General features: G+C 39.7%; 29 protein-coding genes and 1 pseudogene. 4 read left to right on the top strand and 26 right to left on the bottom strand.

Features of this window, described 5'->3' with window-relative positions; all coding sequences use genetic code 11:
* Positions 1 to 2 precede the first annotated feature (2 nt).
* Positions 3 to 884, top strand: a complete 882-nt coding sequence (locus tag H538_RS0109725) for a LysR family transcriptional regulator (protein WP_026677430.1) — start codon at positions 3 to 5, stop codon at positions 882 to 884.
* A 68-nt stretch (positions 885 to 952) separates the two neighbouring features.
* On the opposite strand, the gene H538_RS0109730 is transcribed toward H538_RS0109725, so the two are convergent.
* From H538_RS0109730 to H538_RS0109745, 4 genes are all read right to left on the bottom strand, one after another.
* Complete coding sequence (locus H538_RS0109730; protein WP_026677431.1) at positions 953 to 1,378, bottom strand: hypothetical protein; 426 nt, start codon at positions 1,376 to 1,378, stop codon at positions 953 to 955.
* Between the two features lie 160 nt (positions 1,379 to 1,538).
* A complete protein-coding gene (locus H538_RS0109735; RefSeq protein WP_026677432.1) occupies positions 1,539 to 2,483 on the bottom strand; it encodes a magnesium transporter CorA family protein in 945 nt (314 codons plus the stop codon).
* A 31-nt stretch (positions 2,484 to 2,514) separates the two neighbouring features.
* Entirely contained in the window at positions 2,515 to 2,868 is a 354-nt protein-coding gene (locus H538_RS0109740) for a GNAT family N-acetyltransferase (protein ID WP_026677433.1), read from the bottom strand.
* 166 nt (positions 2,869 to 3,034) lie between these two features.
* Positions 3,035 to 3,424: a VOC family protein gene (locus tag H538_RS0109745; protein ID WP_035350504.1), complete on the bottom strand. Its 390-nt coding sequence runs from the start codon at positions 3,422 to 3,424 to the stop codon at positions 3,035 to 3,037.
* A 155-nt stretch (positions 3,425 to 3,579) separates the two neighbouring features.
* On the opposite strand from H538_RS0109745, the gene H538_RS26075 reads away from it, so the two are divergent.
* Together H538_RS26075 and H538_RS0109755 are read left to right on the top strand one after the other, a co-directional pair.
* Entirely contained in the window at positions 3,580 to 3,732 is a 153-nt protein-coding gene (locus tag H538_RS26075; protein ID WP_154657942.1) for a hypothetical protein, read from the top strand.
* Positions 3,733 to 3,878: 146 nt separating this feature from the next.
* Positions 3,879 to 4,796, top strand: a complete 918-nt coding sequence (locus H538_RS0109755) for a class I SAM-dependent methyltransferase (protein ID WP_026677435.1) — start codon at positions 3,879 to 3,881, stop codon at positions 4,794 to 4,796.
* Between the two features lie 107 nt (positions 4,797 to 4,903).
* On the opposite strand, the pseudogene H538_RS27100 reads toward H538_RS0109755, so the two are convergent.
* The 13 genes and pseudogenes from H538_RS27100 to H538_RS0109815 all read right to left on the bottom strand — a co-directional run bounded on the left by H538_RS27100 (position 4,904) and on the right by H538_RS0109815 (position 13,526).
* Positions 4,904 to 5,620 (bottom strand): annotated as a pseudogene (locus tag H538_RS27100) (SMI1/KNR4 family protein).
* A gap of 29 nt (positions 5,621 to 5,649) precedes the next feature.
* Positions 5,650 to 6,249, bottom strand: coding sequence for an immunity protein Imm33 domain-containing protein (locus H538_RS0109765; protein ID WP_026677436.1), 600 nt, complete (start codon positions 6,247 to 6,249; stop codon positions 5,650 to 5,652).
* Between the two features lie 33 nt (positions 6,250 to 6,282).
* The gene (locus tag H538_RS0109770; protein ID WP_026677437.1) at positions 6,283 to 6,675 is read right to left on the bottom strand and encodes a hypothetical protein; all 393 of its coding nucleotides are present in this window, start codon (positions 6,673 to 6,675) and stop codon (positions 6,283 to 6,285) included.
* 62 nt (positions 6,676 to 6,737) lie between these two features.
* On the bottom strand, positions 6,738 to 7,286 hold the full coding sequence (locus H538_RS0109775) for a T6SS immunity protein Tdi1 domain-containing protein (protein WP_026677438.1): 549 nt from the start codon (positions 7,284 to 7,286) through the stop codon (positions 6,738 to 6,740).
* Positions 7,267 to 7,572, bottom strand: a complete 306-nt coding sequence (locus H538_RS27035; RefSeq protein ID WP_322786395.1) for an immunity protein YezG family protein — start codon at positions 7,570 to 7,572, stop codon at positions 7,267 to 7,269. The genes H538_RS0109775 and H538_RS27035 overlap by 20 nt, the downstream gene beginning before the upstream one ends.
* Positions 7,573 to 7,610: 38 nt before the next feature.
* Positions 7,611 to 7,799, bottom strand: coding sequence for an immunity protein YezG family protein (locus H538_RS27040; RefSeq protein ID WP_322786396.1), 189 nt, complete (start codon positions 7,797 to 7,799; stop codon positions 7,611 to 7,613).
* Entirely contained in the window at positions 7,800 to 8,312 is a 513-nt protein-coding gene (locus H538_RS23505; RefSeq protein WP_081412620.1) for an immunity protein YezG family protein, read from the bottom strand.
* A gap of 137 nt (positions 8,313 to 8,449) precedes the next feature.
* Positions 8,450 to 8,992 carry a T6SS immunity protein Tdi1 domain-containing protein gene (locus H538_RS0109790; protein WP_026677439.1) on the bottom strand — a complete coding sequence of 181 codons (543 nt, stop codon included), beginning with the start codon at positions 8,990 to 8,992 and terminating at the stop codon, positions 8,450 to 8,452.
* Between the two features lie 36 nt (positions 8,993 to 9,028).
* Positions 9,029 to 9,721, bottom strand: coding sequence for an SMI1/KNR4 family protein (locus H538_RS0109795; protein WP_026677440.1), 693 nt, complete (start codon positions 9,719 to 9,721; stop codon positions 9,029 to 9,031).
* Positions 9,711 to 11,687 (bottom strand): ribonuclease YeeF family protein, encoded by a 1,977-nt coding sequence (locus H538_RS25075; protein ID WP_051291413.1) that lies wholly within the window; start codon positions 11,685 to 11,687, stop codon positions 9,711 to 9,713. The genes H538_RS0109795 and H538_RS25075 overlap by 11 nt, the downstream gene beginning before the upstream one ends.
* Before the next feature lie 23 nt (positions 11,688 to 11,710).
* Positions 11,711 to 11,974, bottom strand: a complete 264-nt coding sequence (locus H538_RS0109805; RefSeq protein ID WP_026677441.1) for a YwqI/YxiC family protein — start codon at positions 11,972 to 11,974, stop codon at positions 11,711 to 11,713.
* Complete coding sequence (locus H538_RS0109810) at positions 11,974 to 12,402, bottom strand: YwqH-like family protein (protein ID WP_026677442.1); 429 nt, start codon at positions 12,400 to 12,402, stop codon at positions 11,974 to 11,976. Before H538_RS0109810 ends, H538_RS0109805 begins: the two co-directional genes overlap by 1 nt.
* A 224-nt stretch (positions 12,403 to 12,626) precedes the next feature.
* Positions 12,627 to 13,526 (bottom strand): hypothetical protein, encoded by a 900-nt coding sequence (locus tag H538_RS0109815; RefSeq protein ID WP_026677443.1) that lies wholly within the window; start codon positions 13,524 to 13,526, stop codon positions 12,627 to 12,629.
* A 225-nt stretch (positions 13,527 to 13,751) separates the two neighbouring features.
* Between H538_RS0109815 and H538_RS0109820 the strand changes: the two genes are divergently transcribed.
* The gene (locus H538_RS0109820) at positions 13,752 to 14,999 is read left to right on the top strand and encodes a helix-turn-helix transcriptional regulator (protein WP_026677444.1); all 1,248 of its coding nucleotides are present in this window, start codon (positions 13,752 to 13,754) and stop codon (positions 14,997 to 14,999) included.
* A 179-nt stretch (positions 15,000 to 15,178) separates the two neighbouring features.
* Here H538_RS0109820 and H538_RS0109825 read toward each other — a convergent pair whose 3' ends face one another.
* From H538_RS0109825 to H538_RS0109865, 9 genes are all read right to left on the bottom strand, one after another.
* Positions 15,179 to 15,514 carry a L,D-transpeptidase gene (locus H538_RS0109825; RefSeq protein ID WP_026677445.1) on the bottom strand — a complete coding sequence of 112 codons (336 nt, stop codon included), beginning with the start codon at positions 15,512 to 15,514 and terminating at the stop codon, positions 15,179 to 15,181.
* Positions 15,515 to 15,604: 90 nt separating this feature from the next.
* On the bottom strand, positions 15,605 to 16,120 hold the full coding sequence (locus tag H538_RS0109830) for a DNA-3-methyladenine glycosylase I (RefSeq protein WP_026677446.1): 516 nt from the start codon (positions 16,118 to 16,120) through the stop codon (positions 15,605 to 15,607).
* Between the two features lie 50 nt (positions 16,121 to 16,170).
* Positions 16,171 to 16,716 carry a signal peptidase I gene (lepB, locus tag H538_RS0109835; RefSeq protein ID WP_026677447.1) on the bottom strand — a complete coding sequence of 182 codons (546 nt, stop codon included), beginning with the start codon at positions 16,714 to 16,716 and terminating at the stop codon, positions 16,171 to 16,173.
* Positions 16,717 to 16,736: 20 nt separating this feature from the next.
* A complete protein-coding gene (locus tag H538_RS0109840) occupies positions 16,737 to 17,144 on the bottom strand; it encodes a VOC family protein (RefSeq protein WP_211235562.1) in 408 nt (135 codons plus the stop codon).
* 115 nt (positions 17,145 to 17,259) lie between these two features.
* Entirely contained in the window at positions 17,260 to 17,769 is a 510-nt protein-coding gene (locus H538_RS0109845; RefSeq protein WP_026677449.1) for a DUF6886 family protein, read from the bottom strand.
* Positions 17,770 to 17,870: 101 nt separating this feature from the next.
* Positions 17,871 to 18,227: a VOC family protein gene (locus tag H538_RS0109850; RefSeq protein WP_026677450.1), complete on the bottom strand. Its 357-nt coding sequence runs from the start codon at positions 18,225 to 18,227 to the stop codon at positions 17,871 to 17,873.
* Positions 18,228 to 18,239: 12 nt separating this feature from the next.
* Positions 18,240 to 19,271: an S-adenosylmethionine:tRNA ribosyltransferase-isomerase gene (locus H538_RS0109855; protein ID WP_026677451.1), complete on the bottom strand. Its 1,032-nt coding sequence runs from the start codon at positions 19,269 to 19,271 to the stop codon at positions 18,240 to 18,242.
* On the bottom strand, positions 19,271 to 19,996 hold the full coding sequence (locus H538_RS0109860) for an SDR family NAD(P)-dependent oxidoreductase (RefSeq protein WP_026677452.1): 726 nt from the start codon (positions 19,994 to 19,996) through the stop codon (positions 19,271 to 19,273). Before H538_RS0109860 ends, H538_RS0109855 begins: the two co-directional genes overlap by 1 nt.
* A 162-nt stretch (positions 19,997 to 20,158) precedes the next feature.
* Positions 20,159 to 23,197 (bottom strand): efflux RND transporter permease subunit, encoded by a 3,039-nt coding sequence (locus H538_RS0109865; RefSeq protein WP_026677453.1) that lies wholly within the window; start codon positions 23,195 to 23,197, stop codon positions 20,159 to 20,161.
* Positions 23,198 to 23,335 lie beyond the last annotated feature (138 nt).

Raw genomic sequence — 23,335 nt, forward strand, 5'->3', positions numbered from 1 at the left:
GTATGGACATTCGTTGGATTAAAACGTTTGTTATTGCCGCCAAATATGAAAATTACCGTCTTGCCGCTGAACGGCTTTATCTTGCGCAACCAACCGTTACGATGCATATTCAGCATTTAGAAAAAGAAATGGGGATCAAGCTTTTTGAAAAAGTAGGAAGAAATGTACAATTAACAAGAGCAGGTCACCGATTTCTTCCTAATGCCCGTCAATTGCTGGACAGTTACAGAAATAGTATGACGGAATTGAAAAACTGGCAGCAAGGGTATGAAAAGAAATTGGTTCTTGCTGTTTCTCCATTAATTGCAGGGTCAATTTTGCCTTTTATTTTGCAACAATTTATGAAAAATTACCCCTCCGTTAACGTTGTCATTATGGTAATGGAGTCGAACGAAATCGGTGAAGCGATCTCGACAGGTAAAGCGGATTTCGGATTGTCGCGGATGAAGCCTATTCAGTCGGATGTAACAAGCTATAGTTTATATAAAGACCCCGTCATTCTTGTCGCTCCCCATACCGATGGCGACTGGGAAAGCCCGCCTCCGGACATTGATTACTTATTTGAACAATTTACCCTTTTTACCCACAATCACCCGGTTTATTGGGATGACCTGTTAACAGAAATTCGCTCCTTTTATCCAGCCGCTCGGACGATGGTCATTACCCAGAGTGTCGTAACCGTCCGCTTTATAGAGGAAGGATTGGGCTTTTCGTTCTTGCCTCGTTCTTCGGTTCAACGGGAATTTCTCGAAGGGAGATTGCTTGAAGTGGATATTCCGTTTCTGCAAATGCCAGAAGCTTCAACATATGTTGCAAAAAAATACGAAATCCAGGAAGCGGAGTTATTTGAAACATTTTTAAAAGACTTTTACCACTTAAAGTGAAAGGCGCACCTTGTAGGCACGCCTTTTTAATACCGTATGCAACTACTTTTCTTATTCCCGAAATAGGATCAAGGTTTATGGCTCGTTACTGATTTTTGAAGACGACGAGCTCTCCTTTTTCGTGCAGTACGCACTCGAATGATGATCAGGACAAAAAGGAAAAGAAGAAATAAAAAGGAAACTATAAGCATTGTGTTTGTCGCGGCACCCATTGCTTTCAACTTGTGAACCTTCGTTGTATGCTTCTCTTTCTCTTTATTCTTTTCCGTGTTTGGGTTAAATAACTGGCAATCAATCAATGTTTTGCCCTTCGCAATTTTAAGAACGAGATGACCTGCCTGTATAACCTGCTGTTTTACCTTTTCTCCGATTAGAGTCGTATACGCTAAATCTTCCTTTATAATATGAGGTATTTCCTTTTCATCTTTGATAACGGTTCCTTTATGAATAAAATGACGTTTAAAATGAGTAAACCCGTAATTGAAAAGAGCCATTTAAAATTTTCTATTCATACATTTCGCCTTTAGCTAAACATTTAGATAAAATTCAATCGGTAAAATACGGAAATAGGACAGAACTGCTTTTTCCCTTTATGTATCGGCTTTTTTTCCAATAGTTAGAAACAAAAAAAGACAAAACCCATTAATCTAAAGATTAACGAATCTTGCCGCGATCGATATTTTTTCGTTTTTTAAGCAAATCACCGGTCCATCCTTTCATCCTGAGCCAAATATAAACCGCGACGGTAGAAAAACCGATGATAAGCAATGAATAAAGATAGCCATATTTTAAATGGAGCTCCGGCATATATTTAAAATTCATTCCCCATATGGCGCCAAGCACCATAGCCGGTGTAAAAATAACCGTAAAGACGGTCAACGTTTTCATAATCTCGTTTCCGCGATGGGAAGACAATACCTCTTCCAAATTCAGCAACGTATCGATATCCTGGCGGTAATGCTGGATCAAGCGAAACGTCCGCTCAATTCTGACACACGTTCTCCGGTATTCTGTCGCCTGAGTAATGTCATCCAGAAACGCTTCTTCAGCAGCTAGCTTCAATTCTTCAACAGGGATCGCCAGGTCGTTCCAATTGAGCAACTCATGACGGAGATCATAAATTTTATCGAGCAGGTACGTCCGATTGTTTTCTTGCACGTCCCGGCGCATCTTCGTCAATTTATATTCAAACTTGTCAATCCCGTCTAAAAAATTGTTTAAAAGTTCTCCAACTAAAACAAAAAAGCCTTCCTGCGCCGAATGGCATTGATCCATTTCTTTATACATCGTCTCGCGGTTTGTCCGATTTAATAGCGAAAGATCAAAACCGACCGTTACAAAATAAGAAGTAGACACAAAAAAGTGGAACCACTTGTAATCGTTCTGGTTGTAAGGATTTTGATAATAAACGAGCGAACCGTACAAAACGGAGCCGATCTCATCCTTTTTGTCGACATGCAAGAAATTCGTTTTTCTTTCTGTTATATGTTTCGACCAATGGTTATAAACAGGGGTATCGGCGATAAGCTGTTGAATCTCTTCTACATTATCAAAGTTAAATTCATGCCAGCACCAATTTTTCTTAAATCGATGTTCCAACCTGACCTCTCCCCCTTTTTTTATCAAATTGTTAAAAAGGAAAACGAAAATCATCCGCCCCCATTTTCCTTGCCCAGAGTAAACAGCGCTGGATTAGCTCAGGATGGACATCTTTATGTCCTTTTTGTACGACTACATGAGTAATGGAGGCCAGGGGTTTTTTTAACATTCCCGTCGAAAGGGTTTCCGGAAACCCGGTCACTTTTGCCGCAGCGAATCCGACGATTTCATTGTCTATTTCAGCGACAAACAATCCGTAATCTTCCCGGTCAATCAACGACTCCCAATGCTCTTTCGTCCATTTCTCCGGCAGGTGTTGCTCGTTTAACAATCCTTCTATGTCAGGAAAATCTCCAAGGCTCGCTTCTCGAATTGTTTCGTCCATATACGCACCCCTCCATTACCAGTAGTTTCTCCTGGGGCGAAATGAGATAAACGCCATCCCTTTATTCTATTCCCTTTCCTTTAACTTATTGAACAAAGAAGTTCGTTGTTCTCGTTAATGCAAATGGCTGCTGATCCTTGCCACCCCGGTGCCATTACTGCTCCTCCTATAATTCCATGTTTGGTGTATAAGCTACTTCGATCACATAACTATCCGGGTCGCGAAAGTCGACTGTATAATACCCCGGTGAATATTCGGGCCTTTCAACCGGGCCTCTAATGATAGAAGCCTTCGCTTCTACTAAAAAACGCGCGACGTTGTCAACGGTTTCCCTGTCAATCGCCTGGAAGCAAATATGACGCGATCCGATCGAATCGGTTTTCTTCACCTTTTCTTCTTTAAAATAAATTTCAATACGGCCGGAACTAAAGGTCCCATTTGCCATCTCGCGCCAGCCAATCAACTGGAACAGCGGCCGGTAAAAATCCATCGACCGCTTCCTATCGCTCACCCAAAATTCAATATGATTAATTCCAGGAATCCATTTTTTCTCCATGATTCATTCCCCCATATTGAGTAAGTTCGTTGCGACGCAAAAAAATCCTGCACATTGTTTTTTGTGTAGGATCGATTAAAAGATGAATGACGTTTTAAATTTCGGTTTCCTGGCTAAACCAATAATGCTAATACTATACATTGGTGGTGACAAAAATGAGACTTGGTAACGTTAAGTTAAGGGATAACGACGCAAGAGCCATACTTTTTGAACTAACCCATAACCATACTTCGCCAAACGAAATTGTAATGATTAAAGAAGCTCTTGAAACTCGCGAGAGAATTTTAGATCAGGGAAAAGAGTCATGAAAATTCAAGAAAACCAGCAATCAAAAACTTGACAAAATATTTAATTCGTGCTATAATTTACAAATAAAATATTGAGTTGTATAATGGGATTCTCCTGGCCGGGGGAAATCCCATTTTTTGTTTTAAAACTGAAAGGGCGTGGATGCATGGAGGAAAATAAGCCAAGTTTAACTTCACTCGTATCAGCGTTTGGCAGAGCATATCATTGCCAATTCGATTCACCTAAAATCTTCAACGACGATTTAGCCAAAGAGTTAATTACCCAACAAGAATTTAATGACATAAAACGGAATATGGTTCAAGGCGCGCAATTCTTCAACAAGGATATAGCGGAAAAATTCAAAGGCAATGCGGATGAACGATTGAAATGGATTACACAGGTTCAACTTTCCCCGACTCCCCTTGCCCGCTCCGCATATTGTGAAAATGTATTGCTTAATGAAGTGAAGTTAGGGGTAGAACAATACGTCATTCTTGGAGCCGGATTAGATACGTTTTGCTTCCGGCATCCAGAGTTGGAAAACACCGTGGATATATTTGAAGTTGATTATCCTTCTACACAGGCAACTAAAAAGGAAAGATTGGGCAAAGTCGGATTACAGATACCGGACAACCTTCATTTTGTTTCCATGGATTTCAGCAAAACGTTTTCCTATCGCCAGCTCATAAATGAAGGCTTTGATGTGAACAAGAAAACTTTCTTTAGCCTTTTAGGGGTTTCCTACTATTTAACGAAAGAAGAAAATTCAAGCTTAATCGACCATTTATTTGCCAGAGTTCCATCAGGGAGCTCCATCGTTTTTGATTTCGCAGATGAGAAGCTTTTTGAAGAAAGAGGCATTTCCAACAGGGTCGAAAACATGGTAAAAATGGCCGAAGCAAGCAGGGAACCAATGAAAGCGTGCTTTTCCTATGAGGAGATGGAGAGAATGCTGGAAAGATCAGGCTTGCTCATTTATGAACATTTAACGCCGGCAACGATTGATAACCGTTTTTTCAACGACCGAACAGATTATCTCACGGCCTTTGAAACGATCCATTTCATTCATGCCGTAAAAAAATAAATTCTTTAAAGACCGCATGGGTGCTAAAAAGATTTCGAGATCTATAAGCGGAAGGGGGCTTTGCTTTCTAATAGAGCGGGCCCCTTTTTGAGTAGGATGATTGGGTCCTATTCAAAACCGATTACCATCCATTCGTCCACCACATCCCAGAACTTGAGATTGTATTCCGGCTCTACTTTTGAAGACCATAATGCCGCATTGCCATGATCACAATTTTTATAATCAATGACTACGTATGTCCCCATCCCATTACTGAAAAAACCATAAGATGAGCTTAAATCAATTTTAAGGTTTTCTTCCCCAATATCTTCAAGAATCCCCCATTCATATTCATCTAAATAAGTGACTTCTTCTAATGGGTCAAGCCCCATCGACTTACTCGGGTAATAATAAAAGCCGTTATGAACATTTTTATAAAACTCTCTAATTTTGAGTGGGATGTTCGGCCAGTCCTCTTCTAATTGGTCATTATTAAAATTTTCCTTGGGATTTCTCCCCTCATAATATACAACTTTTCCTCTTTGGTTTTTTATGGAATACAGAATGGAATATCTGCTTCCTATTTTCATCATCTCAACATCGATCAGAAAGTCTTTTAATTAGGATATTGTATTGCTCATTTCTTTGCCGACAAAACTCTCCCTTATAGTAAGCAACTTTTTTATTTTACCCGGCTTGTCTTCAGTGATAAAAATTTCCTTCCATTCATCAGGAACCAGGCCTTCTTTTAAACGACTGACTTCATCTGCATGCAATAGGTTAACACAAAGATTTTTATCCAGCGTATATTTATTCAAAAATTCCAGCTTTCCGGAATCATCCATTGAACACTTCACCCCTGTATTTGCACAATTTAATTCCAAATATCGATATCTTGATCGTCCAAGACCGCTTTAATTTCATCTTTCTCAAAAACAACCATATATTCAAATGGCAATGCCAAAACTTGAATAAGTGCTGGCCTCCATTTTAGCAGTTGGTAGGCATAAAATGCTTCCAATTCCTCTGTTTCAACTTCATAATCCACGGGACCTATATACCAGCCTGAATCGCCTTTTTCGCAGCCGCTGCTTCTTTGCAAAAATAGATTATCGTATTGGAGTGCCTTTCTGGCGGCAATAATTTTGTCGCTAAACTTCACTGTTTCCCCGTGAAGGTTTAACTTTTGCAAAAAATGAATTTGCTTGAACTGAATCCATAGAGGTATGGTCAAATCTTCCGTCATATCCTGAAAGGGATTTTTCGCAAAATCCGGGGCGGCAACATGATACCCATCTTCTTTTTGAGTAAGAAAAAAGACGGACCAACCGATTTGCAACGAAAATCCATCTATTAACTTACTTTTATCAACTTTTGATAGGATATTAAATAAATGGTTTACTTGGAAATCTAATTGTCCTTCCGCCTGGATGATGATGTTCTTGTTTTCTATTGTTCGGATGAATTTTTTCACTATGCACCTCTTTCGAATTTTTGGGCCATCCTTTTATTTCATATGGTATTCGCTTTCTAATTTAAAAACGCCGTCTTGAAACAAATACTTCTTGAAGAAAACATTTGGTTCAACCTCAGTCATATACAGTGGTTTTATGTATCGCAATTCGTTACAAATCATCCACATTTCCCTTTCAGGCTCTGCCAATTCGTCTATTGACAATAACAGAGGACAATCCTGATACTCTTCCTCCTGCCAGCCTTCATCTATAAAATTGTACGTTAATTGAATGCCCTGGGAATGATCTATTTTAGCAATATAGTACTCTCCCCAATAACTGCTTTCCCGTCTTTCAAAGGATATTTGCAGTATTCTTTCTACATCCTTCACTACGCTTTCCCTATCATTATTTGTAATGCCTAATTTCAGATATTTATAAACCATTTTGCCACCGCCATAACTTCTTCGCCTGACTTTTAAACGTCCAGTCTGTTGGCTTCTTTTATTTATTCAAGAGGGCCGAAAAATTGAGCAGTTAAATAAATATGTTCCATTACTTTAACCTTTTTCAAGTTCTCTACTTTTTCAGTGCCACCCAATCCTAAAAGAGGTACATAGCCAAAACATTCGTCAAATGCGGGTTGACCGTAAATTTCAACTGCCTCAGGGTAAGGTTCCCAGCTTAACTCTTCTTCAAGAAAACTTATATCATTTAAATCTTCTAAAAAGAAAGCAAAACCCGCACAGATTACATCGACTCGCATTTTTCTAAAATTTAATAAGTTTAAATATCTGCTTTTCTCCCAGACAATGATATCTCCCATTGATGTTACGGCAACAGGGACCGCCTGTTCACTCCTGACATAAACTTCTTTCAATAACTCTACATATTGTGCAGGATTGATGAATTTTAAATAACCATTTAAGAAGCTCCCAAAGCCATATTGATGCCAAATTCCCAATATCTCCTCCGGCAACTTGCCACTGTAACGTTGAATAACTTCTTCCGGGGTCCTTTCTTTAAATGTAAAATCATCAAAGATTTTGTTGCTCAAATTCACTCCCCTTCAAATTTTTAAGGTAGTTATCTAAAAAATTTTCATTTCTATTATTAAGGTACTTTTCAAGATATTTTTTTCCGGAATTCGTCTTTGGTTCTTGGCCTAAGTACTTATACTTCCATATCGTTTTTTGTTCGTGAGGAATTACGTTTGATAGATCTACATAATTGAAATCCACTTTGAATTTGCCAAATTTATCAAAAAATAAAGTGAGATTCGTCCATGGTTCCTGATCATTTATTTCAAATTCTTTCTGTAATTTGTGAAGGCTATCTAACAACTGGTGCCATAATGTTTGATAATCTTCACTGTTTACATTTAATAGTTCTGGAATATATGACTATAAACTGGAGTCTTCTTACCTTCCGGGTAGTAATAAAAATAAGCTATCTGAGTTCCATCTACGACATCACCATAAAGAAAAACCTCATTCCATTCTTCTGGAATGGTTTTAACTACCAAATTAGCTATTTCATTATAGATGCCATCATTTTTTGCTTCATTCATCTATTTTCCCCTAGCATTCTTTCTGTAATCGAGCCGCCTTACCTTTTGTATATGAGAGGAATTTTCAAAAATTTGTCTTGCTCGTTTTGTTTCAACTGATGGTTCAATCCCCAAATATTTATACTTCCAAATGATTTGTCTTTCGAAATCATCAACATCTGTTAAATCCTCGTAGTCATAATCGATTTTAAACTCCCCTGAAGATTCTAAGATAAAGGTTAAATTCGTCCAAACATCCTGTCCATTTTTTACAAACAGGTTCCATAGATCTTCAAAGCAATCATCGATTTTATACCTCAAATCATCTACATACTCTTCGTCAATATCAAATAAACCAGCAATATCAAGAACATTTATTGGTTTATCTTTTCCTTCCGGGAAATAAAAGAATCCTACTTTAGAAACATCTTCTTGGACTTCTGCATAAATATATACCTTATCCCACTTTTCCGGAATGATTTCATTCACTGTTAATGCTATTTCCTGATATATTTTATGCAGTTCCGTATCCATACTTAATAGCCTCCCGGTCTTTTCGGTAAAGAAAATAGCCTTGAAAGATAATACTTCCAAGGTAAATGTTCTGAAGTAGTAACCTACTGGCCACAGTAGGTTACTAAATTAATAACATCTTCATTTACATCCTTCAGTTATTCAATTGGTCCCAAAAATTGAATAATTAAATAAATATACTCAATTAGCTTCACCTTTTTTAAGTTCTCCACTTTTTCAACCCCGCCTAATCCAAGAAGAAGTACATAACCAAAGCATTCATCAAATTTGGGTTTACCGTATTTCTCCACAGCGTCCGTATACGGATTCCAATCTAAATACTTTTCACAAAAAGAACGATCTTCAAAATCAGAAAAGAAAAATTCAAAACCCGCTGAAATTCCTTTGAATCTTCCTTTTCGATAGTTAATGAGCCTCAAATATCTATTTTCTTCCCAAGTTATAAGATCACCCATCCCTGTCGCAAAAATAGGGATAGAAACATTACCTCTGAAATAAGAGCCATACATTAAATCTTGAAAGCTTTCCGGGTTAATAAACTTCAAATAACCGTCAAGAATACTGCCAAAGCCTTTTTCTTCCCATACTTCTAATAATTCTTCCGGAACCTTCTCCCTATACTTCTCGATAAGGCTTTGCGGAGCTTTTTCTTCAAATTTAAAGTCATCAAAAATTTGCAATCCATTATATATAAATCCCTTTTTTCGATTTAATAATTATTCAAATCCAATGACAATCCATTCGTCTACCATGTCCCAAAAATTCACATTATATTGCGGTTGATCGTCAACGAACCATAATGTCGCATTGTCATTTTCACAGTTGTTGAAATCAATGGCGATATATCCGCCCATCCCACTATTAAAGAAACCAAAAGTACTTGATAAATTTATGCCGAGCGGTTCTTCTAAATCCTCAATGATCCCCCATTCATCATTATCAAAGTACGTAACATTCTCTAACGCAACTAACCCCATTGCGCGGCTTGGAAAATAATAAAAACCATTATGCAAGTTTTCGTAAAAGTTCCTTATGGAGCTCGGAATTTTACCCCAATTTTTATTTAAGTCCGGATGATTTATATTTTTGGTAGGAATTCCGCCTTCAAAATAATCAATGCCATCTTCAACCTTTACACTATATAAAATTGCAAAATTACCATTATCAATAATTAATTCAACATCACGAAGATTTTCAGATAAATATGAAATGGTATTCCGCAATTCATCCCCACTTATACTCTTCCAGAGTTCCACTACTTGTTTTAATTTTTTTGTTTGGTCCTTTTCCTTTAGAACATCTATCCAATATGTAGGGATAGTGTCTATTTCAAGATTGACTAATTCTTCCTGAGGAATAAGTTTAACGTTCTTGCGATATTGATTCAAAAAAGTTAATTTATCCACCATTATTTGATTCCCCTCTATTTAACATGTTTAACTTATCTATTAACCTTTGAAGCTCACTTTCTAATCGCTTCTCTTCTGCCATCATTTTTTCTCGAAACTCAGAAGATACAGGAATGCCCTCTTTTTTGTACATTGTCCATTCGGAATAAGACTTTGCTCCCTTTGACTTATTGGCGGCTTCACTTAAACCAACAAAATTATCGGGATGATTTAATACTTCAATTTTTTGTTTCTCGGTTAATGTATCGAATCCTTCCATTTTAGTGATTTTATCCATGGAAACTATGTGATCAGCTTGTAAAGTTCCTTCTATTTTTTTACCCGGTAAAGCCGGATCAGGTGTTCCAATAATATTATCAATATTTTGATTAACTTGCCTTTGGATCTTCCTTGATGGTGTCTTTGCTCTTAACTTACGATATTCTTTATCCGAAATCCTTCTTTCACCATATCTTGGCCCCTCTGATACTTTGGATATATCGTTAGAACCAGCGCTACTACCCCCACCTCTAACCTCAGCAACCCGCTTATTCGCAAAGTTTTGCTTCACTTCGCTTAAGGTTCGTTGGTCGAGGCTGAAGTGACGGATGGTTCCGATTGGTGTTGCGAGAACTTCTGAATGGATTCCGACGGGTATTTTGATTTGGCCGACTTTTCTTCTTAATTCTTGCATGATTCGCTGGGCTTCGGCCACTTTTTGGCTTGTGTAGGCATGGCTGTATGGAAAATTTTTCGCATGTAGTTTATCCGCGTAATGGCTCATTCCGCCGAGGGCACCCATCGTCAGCGCCTGCAGGAAGCTGTTTTCGCGCTGCTCCTTCGTCAGTTGGTTGCCGAACATGTCTTTTCCTGTGGCGGCTTCAGTCATACCGTTGGCGGCGATAAATCCGTAGATTCCTTTTTCCGTCATCTTGAGAGCATCGAGCGTCTTTGTGGCCTTGTATGCATCAAGCGCGTGGCTTGCGGCATTGATTCCCCTTGCTGTCTTGTAAATGGCGCTTCCGCCTTTTAGCGCCCGGCCTGCCCAGCCGATGACTGGAATGAACCCGGCGGCAGCCATGGCTCCGGCTGCAACCCGTTCTGCCGCTGACAGCTTTCTTCCGGTGACCGGGTCGATGCCTTCCGCTGCTCTCTTCGCATCATAATACCCGGTAATCTCCCCCGTAAAAGTGCAAACCGTATCCCATGCTTTTTCATACCACGGGCGGTTCTTCCGTTCCTCCTCGAGCTTCTTCAGCCTTCTTACCTCAGCCTGTTCTTCTTTGAAGTCAAGATACGCTTTCGTATTTTTTTGCACATCGTCTTTTAATTGATAGACTTTGCTGTTATGGTAAGCATTGAGGCTAAAGTGGATAGGAGAAATTTCCCCGTCCTTTTTTGTCGCTTCGATTAACGCGCTGTAAAGCCCGAGTACCATATTTTCCGTTGGCTCTGAAAGGGCGTATTCCTCTTTTAAATCATGGTCGAACTGGTTAACCTTTTCAATTGTGTCTTTCCGTTCTTTATTCGCTTTGTTTATATGCTCTGCAAAAGGCTCCCTTGAAAATACGTCCAAAGATATAATATCGCTAATGTCATTGAAGATTTTCTTTAATTCTTCCTGCTGGTGATAGACAAGGTCATTTGATGTTTGATAGGCACGCTTTAACTCATTTTCCAAAAAAGGAAGGTGGACGACCGTTCCATCAGCAAGGTTGACGTCCTCCGTTGAAGCTTTAATTCCGTTGAAAAAAGCTATCTGTTGTTTCGTCAGGTCAATCCATTCGTCAACGACATCAATTTGCGCCCTATAAAAGTCTTTGATCGCATCAGCGCCTTTTCCTTTAAAATCATCGCCTAAATCAACTACGGCTTGAAATGCTTTTTTTAAATCGTTCAACTGTTCCTGGAAAGTTTTATAGTGCTTTGCCCGTTCTTCCATTGCCGCAACGAGCGTCTTCGCTTCATATACTTTACTATTCGCCATGTGTCTCTAATTCCCTTTCTCTTTTAGTTTCGAACGACCGCCTCATCCTGCTTTTTCAGTAAGTCCACATTGGCACGCGTATCCTCAACATTTTTTAGAACGACCTTTTTATACTCCGACACATTTTTATGAAGGTGGCCTTCTCGTTCCTTCCACTTTGTTGTAAATCCGAGTTCGTTGATTCCGAGCAAATCAGAAGGCGGCTCTGGAAGAGTGAGGGCGTCAAGCGCTTTTTGCACGCCGTTGAGTTTTTGCATGACGACATCGTATTTTAATTTAACTTCCATTAAAATAACCACCTTTTTAAGTCATTGATTTTGTTGCCGAGTTCTTCAAGCGCGTGTTCTCCTTTTTCCGCCAACACGTCCGCTTCATGCGCTGCTTTCTTCGCCATGTTCAGGAGCCCTCGCTCAGCCTCCAGTTCTTTAATTTTCCATTCAATGCTACTTTTGTAGTCATCGTAGTCATCATGACAAACTTTTTCCATGTCTTTATAGGCGTCATTGCGGAAATCGTGGAAACTGTCCGCTCGTTTTCCCATCCAGCCGTTGCCTAAATCTGGTCTCAAAATCCGTTTAATCTCCACAAGGCTGGAATTTTGCTCTCGATCAATTTTTCTTTTCGCTTCTTCAAGCCTGGAGATTTTTTCATCCACATCGGCCGACTTTCTCGAAATGGACGCATGAATGTCCCCAAGCATATCTGATAAACCCATTCCTATACCTCCAAAACGCGAATCGTATACTACTAGTTCCGTTTTTTCCCATTATAGCAAAGTCGCCTCCAGCATGGACTCTTACTAAATAAAATGATTCTTTCTTCCTATAACGAGGCAAGCGCATAGTAAATTCTTCCTACTCAATTGTTTCATTTTTAATATGAAACTTTTTTACTACAAATAAAAAAACCTGCACGCCACTAAATGTGCAGGATGTATGATTAAAGGATTTTTTGTTGATCGCTAATTTTCTCCTTTTTGACGATTTTCCGATTGGCATGGTCCCAAATATACAATGTTTGGCTGTCTTGTTGAAGAAGCGAGAGTGAGCGGCTTGTGCATTTTACAATTTGGGAATGAGGAATATAATGCTGCTTTTGCTCCCCTGTTTTTATATTGAGATAAACAATTCGTTCGCTTTTCCCTTTTGCAAGATCGAGCTCATAAATAAGGATTTCGTCTCCAATGTGATACAAGCTCCTAGGAGAGATTTCAAGCGGATATTCTTGAATAACCGTTCCTTTTTCATTCAACACAACAATTTTTTTCGGATCGCCGTTTAAGATAGGTGATGCGGAAATATACACTTTATCGTCAATGCAAAGAATATCTGTCGGGGTAAAGCTTCTTCCTAAATTAATCCGTTTTTTCTTGCCGTTTTGAATCTGATATAAAACGGCTTGATCTTCTCCAACGATATAGCAGGAAATATAAATAGTCTCCCCGTGCTTTTCAACATCCCATAAATAACCATTTACTTTCCATTCTTTCAAAAGCTCCGGTTCCTCTTTTGAGAAAATAAGAACCGACCCTTTCGAACCATCCCCTTCACAGGCGACGGCAACACAATCGGGAAATTCATAAAAATTAGGTTGCCCTTTTGATCTCCAGGACTTTAGTACTCCATTTTTCTGTTCAAAAACATAAATCGTGAATTGCTTATTCTCCTCTTCCTTCGCGTACCAATAGTTGTTATGGCAATCCACGAGAAGCTCCGAATGCAATACTTTTTCCAACTCTTCATCTGTTGGAATCATTCCGGCTAGTTCAGGATCAATTGAGTCATAAAGCGAGCCTTTCTTCTGATCAACACGTGATGATGGCATGTACATTTGGGTCATTATGCTCTCCTCCTTGTTTTGTTCCGCCGGGTTTGCCGTACGTTCTCGGCTTTCAGTGGAATTTTTTATAAAAAAATAGTACAATCCCAACAAAAATTTCTTGTTTTCTGTTATATTTATTTTATCAGATAATTTAGGACTTCGTATTGGGAAAAGTAGTAGAAAATACCCTCAATAAACGGGTGGTTTCCATGACAATTTTCCCAACTCTAAAGGGGTGATTTTTTGGTCGGCCAACGAATAAGATATTATAGAAAGGTCAAAGGCCTAACCCTTGAAGAATTGTCTCAAGGAATTTGCTCCGTCTCTTATTTAAGTAAAATCGAAAAAGCCGGCGCCAAATCTAGTGATGAAGTGATTATCCAGCTTTGCGAACGTTTAGGCATCTCGCCGGAAGAAGCAGACAACAAAGAAATCCTCGACATGCTGAATGAGTGGAATATGATGATGGTTGATCGGAAATTTGACCAGGCTAAACAATTTTTGAAAAATGTCGAGGAAAAAATGGAGGGAATAACGAATCCGGAACTTCTTCTACGTTTTGACTTGTTTTATTTGCGGTATTTATTATCCGAGGAAGATCTAGAAAGCTGTAAAAACGTTATAAAAAAAATTGAAATGTTGAAGGATATATTAACCGATGAGCTCAAATTTTACTACTTCCTCATCCTTGGACAATACAATTATTATATTGAAGATTTTAAGGCATCTTTAGATCTCTATTTAAAGGCAGAAGAACTATTAAAGTCTCTACAGCTTCCAAACGTAGAAGTAGCCGTACTGTATTACTATATTGCTCTAACTTACAGTAGGTTAACATATATAATGGATGTTCTGAATTATACGTATAAAGCTTTAGATATCTTTGATAAAGAATATAATTATTCACGATCAGCTGATTGCCATGTTCTTTTAGGAATCGGTAACAGAAGAATTCATAATTACAGTCAAGCTGAATATCACTATAAACAAGCACTAAAAGTAGCGGAATCTTTTAAGGATGAATTTCTTTGTGGTGTTATTTACCATAACCTTGGTTATATTTTTTCTTGCTTAAATGATTCAAAGAAAGCAATAGAGAACTATAAAACAAGTTTAGTTTATAAAGAAAATCAACCTAATAAAACCAAGTATCGAACCTATTATTTAATTGCAAATGAGTTATGGAAAATTGGTGATAAAAAACAAGCTTTAGAATGGTTAAGTAAGATAAAAAACGATATAAAGAACGCTGATAGTGAGCTTTATTATTTATATAAAGTTCTGGAGTATCAAATCAACGATACTAAAGGAATTAAGTTTGAAAACTTATTAAGTAAAAAATCTATCCCTTATTTTGAAAAAATGAACTTTTGGCAATATATGGCCGAACATTCTGAGATTTTAGCAAATTATTACTATGAAATTTCTCAATATAAAAAAGCAAGTTATTATTATAGATTAGCAAATGAAGTAAGGAAAAAACTAATTTGATCAATTAGAAAGGGGTGATTCAAAATGAAAAAAACTTTTATAGTCTTATTGCTGGTGCTAGGTGTTGCTATAGCATCTGCTCCGAGCTTCAACGGTGCCATTGAACAAACCGGAAGAACAACATCTTCACCACTAACTCTATAAATAAAGAGCTCTAATAAAGAGCTCTTTATTATTTCTTAAGGATGTATATGCACCGGTGTTCCGATTGGTACGGTATGGGCGAGCTCGAGTACGTCGTGGTTGTACATGCGGATGCAGCCGTGGGAGACGTATTTGCCGATGGATGATGGATTATTCGTGCCATGAATTCCGTAGTGCGGCTTGGACAGTCCCATCCACATCACGCCAAATGGTCCACCCGGATTCGGTGATTTATTAATGATTGTAAATGTTCCGACTGGTGTCGGGGTCAACATTTTCCCAATACCAACCGGATATTGCTTGACCAATTTTCCCTCTTTAAACAAGGAAAGCTGGCGTCTTGTCGTTGAGACGAAAATTTCGTAAGGCATAAAAAAACACCTCCTCTATTACTTTATGTGCGAAGGAGGTATTTGGCGCTTGATCTCGTCCTATTTTTTATACAAACGTCTGTTTAACTGTTATGTTCGCGTTTTCCGTTCTAAAAAGCAGCCTTCTTCATGGGTTGCTGGAATTAATCCGGTTGCCATAAGGAAACTTTCTGCCGTAGTTAAACCGACGTGTTTAAACGTCGCCTTCATTGCTTTTTGCTTGTCCTCTTTTCCTTCAGGCAGCTGCTGAAAAAATGAAAACAGGCTTCCGTATTCACGAATGAGCTGATGGCACCTTTGGGCGTTCTCGATCGTCGCTTCAATTTTCCTCCGATTTCGAATGATCCCTGCATTCTGCATCAATTCCTCAACCTTTTCCTTGCCATATTGCATGACTGTTTTAATATGAAACTGCGAAAAGGCCTCCCTGAAATTTTCCCGTTTATGCAAAATCGTCCGCCAGCTTAATCCCGCCTGGAAAATCTCTAACGTCAGGAATTCAAACAGTTGGTCATCATCCGTTACTCCTCTCCCCCATTCTTCATCATGGTAGCTTCTTAATAAGTCGTCCTCTTCGCCCCATCTGCATCGTTTGATCTCATTCATTGTCATCCCCTCTTTTTCTGTGTTTTTAACCCTCGATCTTTCGGTTGTGCTTATTTTGTTTTTCGAACATCGGAAAATGGATAAATGACGAACTCTGAACGTCCTTCGATACGTTTTAAATTAATTAAGCCGAGTCCATTTCTAGAGTCCATGCTTTTCAAACGGTTATCTCCCATTACGAACGCTTTCCCTTTAGGTACTTTTATTGGGCCAAAGTCTTCTGTTAAATAAAGCCCCAGGCTCCTTGCTTCTATTTTATTCGGACGCAAATACGGTTCGTTTACGCGTTTACCATTGACGTATAGTGAATCATTCTTCATTTGAATAACATCTCCGTCCAAACCGATAACCCGTTTTACATAGCGTTTGTCTTGCCCTTTAATAATGACGATATCGCCTTTTTTCGGTTCAGACAACGTGTAAATAATTTTATTGACATACAGTTTGTCATGATTATGCAACGTTGGAGACATTGATGTCCCTTCTACTAAATACGGGGCAAATAAATAGGTCTTAATAATAAAAACGAATATGAGTGCCAGCAAAATGGACTTCACCCATGTCAATAGTTCACTTTTCTTCTTTTTTCGTTCCATTTGCTTTTATCACTCCTTTTTTAATCGGGTGCGACAATTTCTACTTTAATTCGATTCGGATCTTCGAAAAATACAGCATAGTGTGATGGCCCGCCCGCATATGGATAACGGTCTTCATACAGCAAGGGAATCCCTTTCTCCTTTAGCTTGCCCGCTATTTCATCAACAAAATTACGCGATTTTCCCCAAAAAGCAAGATGGTTCAATCCCGTTGCGCACCGGTGATAAGAGATATGCTTATACTTGTCTTTTGTTTGCACGAATACGAGATACGTGTCCCCCAGCTTCCAACTTATGCCGTCGGGCCATGTTTGAAAGCGGGTAAACCCTAGTTCCGTTAAAATCCATCCCCAAAAAGCAGCGGATTCCTCAAGATTTGTAACATTGATTTCAATATGGTGCAATATATTTGTTTTTGATTGTGCCATACATTCCCTCTACTAGTTTATTAAATGAATCTTATTTCCATGTTCTAATTATTGTAAAGTTTTCGTAACGATTCTTAACTTAAGTCCTACACCTATTCCAAAATAGATCAAATAATCATAAAAGCTGAGCATTGCGTATACGGACCATTGAAAAGTGGAGGCTTGAATGAATTAATGCATTTTTTAGCGGGACGAGTGACGGCGTAATCCTCAATTCTACATCTGCTTCTACTAAACGTTGCAATAAGCTTCCGACCGGCTTCCTATCAATTGGCTGAACTTCTTCATGAGAAACATAATATCCTGCACCGCGGTCGAGACAATAAAAGGAACTTTCCGGAAAATGATACACATAAAGCTTTGTCGTCATTATTTTTTCTAACCACTTTCCTTCAATTGCAACGATCTTTTTTGCAGTTGAATGTGAAAAAAACGTAAGCTGATCTTCGGTTGTTGTTGTTTCAATAGCCCAATAGCCGATCCTTGGACAATCACGCGGGAAAAAATAGAGTGGCGCCCGTTCTTCATCAATGGCCCAGACCATTGATGGCTTATCAGGATACGCGGGATGGTGCCTCGGTATAAAACTTTGAATCGTTGGATCCTCGCTAAAATGAAAAAGCATATATATCCCCCTCACTCATTATTTCCTTATAAATGCGCCGAATTCCTCCTTTAGTCCTATAAAAAAAGCGCAGGTTTCCCTTGCGCCTTTCCATTATTTTATTAAATTGCCTTCATTTCCATAAACTCGATCATTTCGCCATCCGGACCTTTATAAAAGGCGGACTTCCAATCTTTCTTAATCCGGTATGGTCCTTCTGCTGGAACGAACCCGCGGTTTCCAAGTTCGTTCATTAATTGCCCAAGATCGTTCACTAAAAACGCGAGATGAGCTGAAGCGGGAGGACGCCCATCCGATCCTTCAATTAGCTCGATGCATAACCCATCCCCCGCTAAAAACACTATTTTTTCGTCCATAAAAGACATTCGCTCTATCACTTTCAAATGGAGAAACGTTTGATAAAATTCAACTGATGCTTCAAGATGGCTTACATCAATTCCATAATGATGGACTCGCATCACTTCACCTCTTTAAATAATTAAATTCATATCGCCAAATTCATGCCATAAATAGTTCATTTGAATCGCTTCCTGATAGGCCCTGTACAAATGGTTCTTTTTTACAAAGGCAGATAACAAATCTAAATGGCTCGCTTCCGGTTCATGTAGTCCAGTAATTAATCCGTCAACGACCTTCAGCTTTGTTTTTTCGTGAATGTATAAATTGGTCCAACCACTTTGTGCCTGGACGATTCCCTTTTCGTCAGCCGCGCTTTCAAGGGACCTGACGACCGTTGTCCCGACAGCAATGATCCTTCCCCCATTTGCTTTTGTTTCAGCAATCGCTTCAGCTGCCTCTTGCGGCAGATGGTATTCTTCGTAGTTTTCCCGTGGGCCTAAATGCCACTTATCATCAAGCAAATAGCTTAATCCGGTATGAAGCTGGATGAAGACGATCCGCACCCCCTTTTTCTGCAAGCGAAATAACAATTCCCAGCTGAAAGCGCGCCCTGCTGACGGCATTTCAACAGATCCAGGTGCTGTTCCATAGACGGTCTGATAATAATCAAGATCCCACGGCTTCTCAATATACTCATAGCGGATCGGCTGGCCGATTGCATAAATTTGATCGTACAGGTCGGAGCAGCATAAGTTGAACTCCAGTGTGACAAAAGGAGCATCTTGATGGGTCTTGATAACCGTTGCGGATAATACCGGGGAGAAACAAATCTGTTCTCCGATGTTCATTTCTTCACGGACGGCCAGCGCCTCCCAGACCTTCTCGCTTTTCCGATGGGCGAGCCGGATTTCTACTTCCCGACCCTCCTCTTTTTTCAATGTTCCTTTTAAAACGGCCGGGACCGTACGGCTTGAATTCAGTACGACAAGGTCTCCTTTTTCTAAATAGCGATCAAGCTTATAAAATTGTGCATGCTCTCGATCCCCTGTTTCTTTATGAAGAACCATCATCCGCACATAATCGCGGCGAATCCCCCTTCTCTCCGGCGGCATTTTCGCATTTAATTCTTCCGGCAATGAGAAATTGATCGCAGACACCGCCATTAGTTCCCGCTCCCTTCTAGTGAAAACTCCTGGGCGCTAAACCGCTTACCATTGACTCCTTTTGCGCGATCAGAGGCAAGATAGCCGAACACATGTACAATATCATTCGGATTGGCGAGCTCGTAATCGCAATCTGGTACGGCGAGCGCATGCATTTCTGTATCCATCTCACCGGGGTCAACCATGTTCACGCGGACTCCCGTTTCACTCACTTCATCCGCCCACGTTTCGGTCAAACCTTCAAGTGCAAACTTCGAGATTCCATAGGCACCCCAGCCTGCATAACCAACATTGCCAGCCTCCGATGTCACATTGATGATGCTTCCTTCATTGCGCTGCAACATAGCCGGGAGCACCCGTCTTGTAACGAGGAACGGGCCAATCGCATTCACGCGCAAAACATCGGCAAAATCTTCTTCAGGATAATCAAGCAAATATGGCATCGGGCTTGGCCCGAGCATTGAGGCATTATTAATAAGAACATCAATCTTCCCGAAACGGTCTTCAGTCATTGCGACAAACCGTTCTACATCGCGTGCGACTGATGCATCCGCAACGACCGCCAACACCTCTGCCCCGAGTTTTTCCGCTTCCTGTTGAACTTCTCTTAGCTTTTCTTCCCCTCTCGCACAGATCGCAAGTTGATGCCCTTTTTGCGCAAAATATAGCGTCAATGCTCTTCCTAATCCTTTAGAAGCCCCTGTAATCATTACTACTTTTGCCATCTCAAGATCCTCCTTAAAGTTATTTTAAATACTTTTTATACTTTTATATTTAATAAGTTATTTACATTATAATCGTACTAATTTTCAGACGTCAATCTTTTCGTGTGAAAATTTTTCGACAAGAGGTGCACTAAAAAAAGCTGCCAAAGAAGGCAGCTTTTTTTATACACTCGCTTTTGAAACAGTTTCTTTTTTCCTCTTGCGTTGAAACAGGTTCGTTAACTTTTCGAGGATCTCGTAAATCACAGGTATGACAATCAACGTCAGGAGAGTTGATACGGTTAAACCGCCGATGACGACTACACCTAAACTCTTAGAAACAAGGCTTCCATTATCTTCACTGAAGAGAAGAGGAATCATCGCACAAATGGTAGCAACAGCCGTCATCATGATCGGACGAAGGCGAATGGCACCCGCTTCAAGAATGGCTTCCCGTGTAGATAATCCTTTCGCTTTTTGCTGCTGAACACGGTCAATTAATACAATTGCATTCGTTACGACAATGCCAATGAGCATTAGTGCGCCTATTAACGCGGACGGATCCACTTGTATTTTTGAAATGACAAGACCGAGTATCGCCCCAACCGCTGCCAGCGGAAGGGAGAACAGGATCGCAAACGGTGCCCGTGCCTGGCCAAACGTAATGACCATGACCAGGTAAACGATCGCGATCGCCACTCCCATTGCCTGGAACAGGTCAGCAAATTCTTTGTTCATTTCCTCGGTTGCCCCGGCAACGCTTACTTTTACACCGGATGGCTTCTTCAATTTGTTTAACATTTTCGTAATGTCTGTATTGACTTGCTTAACATTTTTCCCGGTGATGACTGCTGATACTTGCAAATACTCTTTTCCGTCTTTATGGAATTCTTTCGATTTAGCCGGTTCGAATTTTAAGGAGGCGACATCCTTTAATTTGACGGGACCGGCTGTTTGAGAGACGATTGCCGTATTTAATAAATCCTCTCTGTCTTTTGTTTTTGATAGATCATAGCTTATTTTTACCGGCAAGTCTTCACCGCCGATGGTTAATTGGCCGACAGGCGTTTTTCCGACAAGCGCGCGCACTTGATTGCCTATGTCTTCGGCGGACAACCCTTTCGCCTGCGCTTTTTTCTGGTCGACGTTAAGCCGCCATTCGTTTTTCAAGTCTTCATAGTTCGACTCGACTTTATCAAGGCCTTTCATTTCCTCCATTTTCTTTTTCAGTTCGATGGCTGTTGGCACGAGATCCTTTTTATTTTCCGCTGTAACGTTCAACGTCACTTTATCGGATCCAGATCCGCCCATCATGCTTGCTTTGCTTGTTGAAATTTGAGCGGGCTTATAGTCATTTGCAAGTGATTTAACCTTCTTAATGAACGCATCTGCATTTGCGCCTTTTTTCATTTTAACGGTAAGCGTAGCAATGTTATCCGTTTGCGCCTCCCCGAATTGGGCCATATCTTCGTCTGTCCCGACTTGTGAGATCGTCGTCTCTACTCCTTTTAAGCCCTTTAATTCATCTTCAAGGCGAAATGCCCCATTCTTTATATCCTCGAACTTCATGTCTTCCGGATATTCCATTTTCACCTGGACCATACTTTCATCAGCTGAAGAGATCGTCCCGGTGGGCAACATGACATACATGGCAATTGAACCGACGAACATCGCTAAACATAAAACACAAACGATAATTTTATGGTTCAGTGACCATTTTAAAGCAGATAAGTAGCGCTCAGGCTTTTTAAAGGAATGGGATTTCACCTTTTTCAACAAAACGAAACTCATTAATGGCACAACAGTCAATGCGACAATTAGAGAGGCTAAAAGCGAGTATACGACTGTTAACGCAAACGGTTTGAAAAATACGCCGATAAATCCTTCAACGAGTCCAATTGGCAAAAATACGGCAATCGTCGTAATCGTCGAGGATGTAATCGCAACAGCCACTTCTTTTACTGAATCAATGATCAGTTCTTTCGACCGTTCACCCGTCTGCAGCCTCCGGTATATATTTTCAATAACGACGATGCTGTCATCGACTAGCCGGCCGACAGCAACCGCAAGTCCTCCAAGTGTAAGGATGTTGAGTGTAATGCCTGATTTCTCTAAGAGAATAAGTGTAATAAAAATCGAAAGCGGGATACTGACAATTGCGATAATCGTAGACTTAAAGTTTCGCAGGAAAAGCAAGATGACGACGGAAGCAAACAAAGCTCCTAAAGCGACTTCTTTTGCCATCCGCATAACTGAGTCGTAAACGGATTGAGAAGTAGAATAAATGTCTTCCAGATGATACTTGCCATCAAATTGTTTATTAATCGCTTTCAACTTTTCCTTGACATCTTTTCCAACTTGAACGGCGTTTCCGCTATCTTCTTTGGTCACAGCAATATACATTGCTTCTTTTCCATCGACCCTTGTAACGGAATTGTTCGTTTGTTGTTTCGTTACATCGGCAACGTCTTTTAGCACGACATGAGGAGCAACCGGCAATTCTTTTAATTCATTTAAGTCTTTCATTTTTCCAACGACGCGCAAAGAGTTCGTTTTTCCATTCAACGTAATATCACCGGCAGGGAAGGAAATATTCTTCCCTTTCAAAGCGGCTATAATTTGCGGCATAGTTACTTTTTTAGCCAGCATTTCCTTTTCGTTCAATTCAATGGATATCTCCCGGGCAGACTTTCCATATAGCGTTACATCCCCTACACCGTCAATGCTTTCAAGCTGGGAAATGGCAACATCTTCGATTTCTTTTTGGTCGTCAGTTGTAAATTTTCCTTCCTTATTAATTGCAATCTGTTCGATCGGAATCATCGATGTATTTAATTGCACGACATATGGCTTTTTTACTCCATCGGGAAGAGGAAAACTGTTCACGATACTTTCAACTTCCCTCTTAGCTTCTTTCATATCCGTTTTAACGCCAAATGATAGGTCAATTTTAGAGATTCCTTGATTAGTAGTCGATACAATCGATTCTAAATGCTTTACATTTCTTAAATCTTTTTCAAGCGGGCTTGTGATCGATTTCGCCATCGACCCGGTGTCCATTCCATCAGCTAACGTCGTAATGGTAACCACCGGATTATCGAGGCTTGGGAGAAATTCCATCGAAAGTTTATTTCCCGACAGAATTCCCATTATAGATATGATAAAAACCATAATGACGATCGCGGCACGGTTCTTCATAGAAAATTTTGTTAAGTGCAGCATATACTGCCTCCTTTTTTATTTTCATCTTCCAATAAAAAGAAATACAGCCACATTTTATTATGCTAGAGATTGAAATACAACATATTTCTTTCCAAATTAATAAAATGATTACATTTGTCACTTTTCCCTATGACAAAA

This window comes from Fictibacillus gelatini DSM 15865 (assembly GCF_000430745.1).
GTDB classification, from domain to species: domain Bacteria; phylum Bacillota; class Bacilli; order Bacillales; family Fictibacillaceae; genus Fictibacillus_A; species Fictibacillus_A gelatini.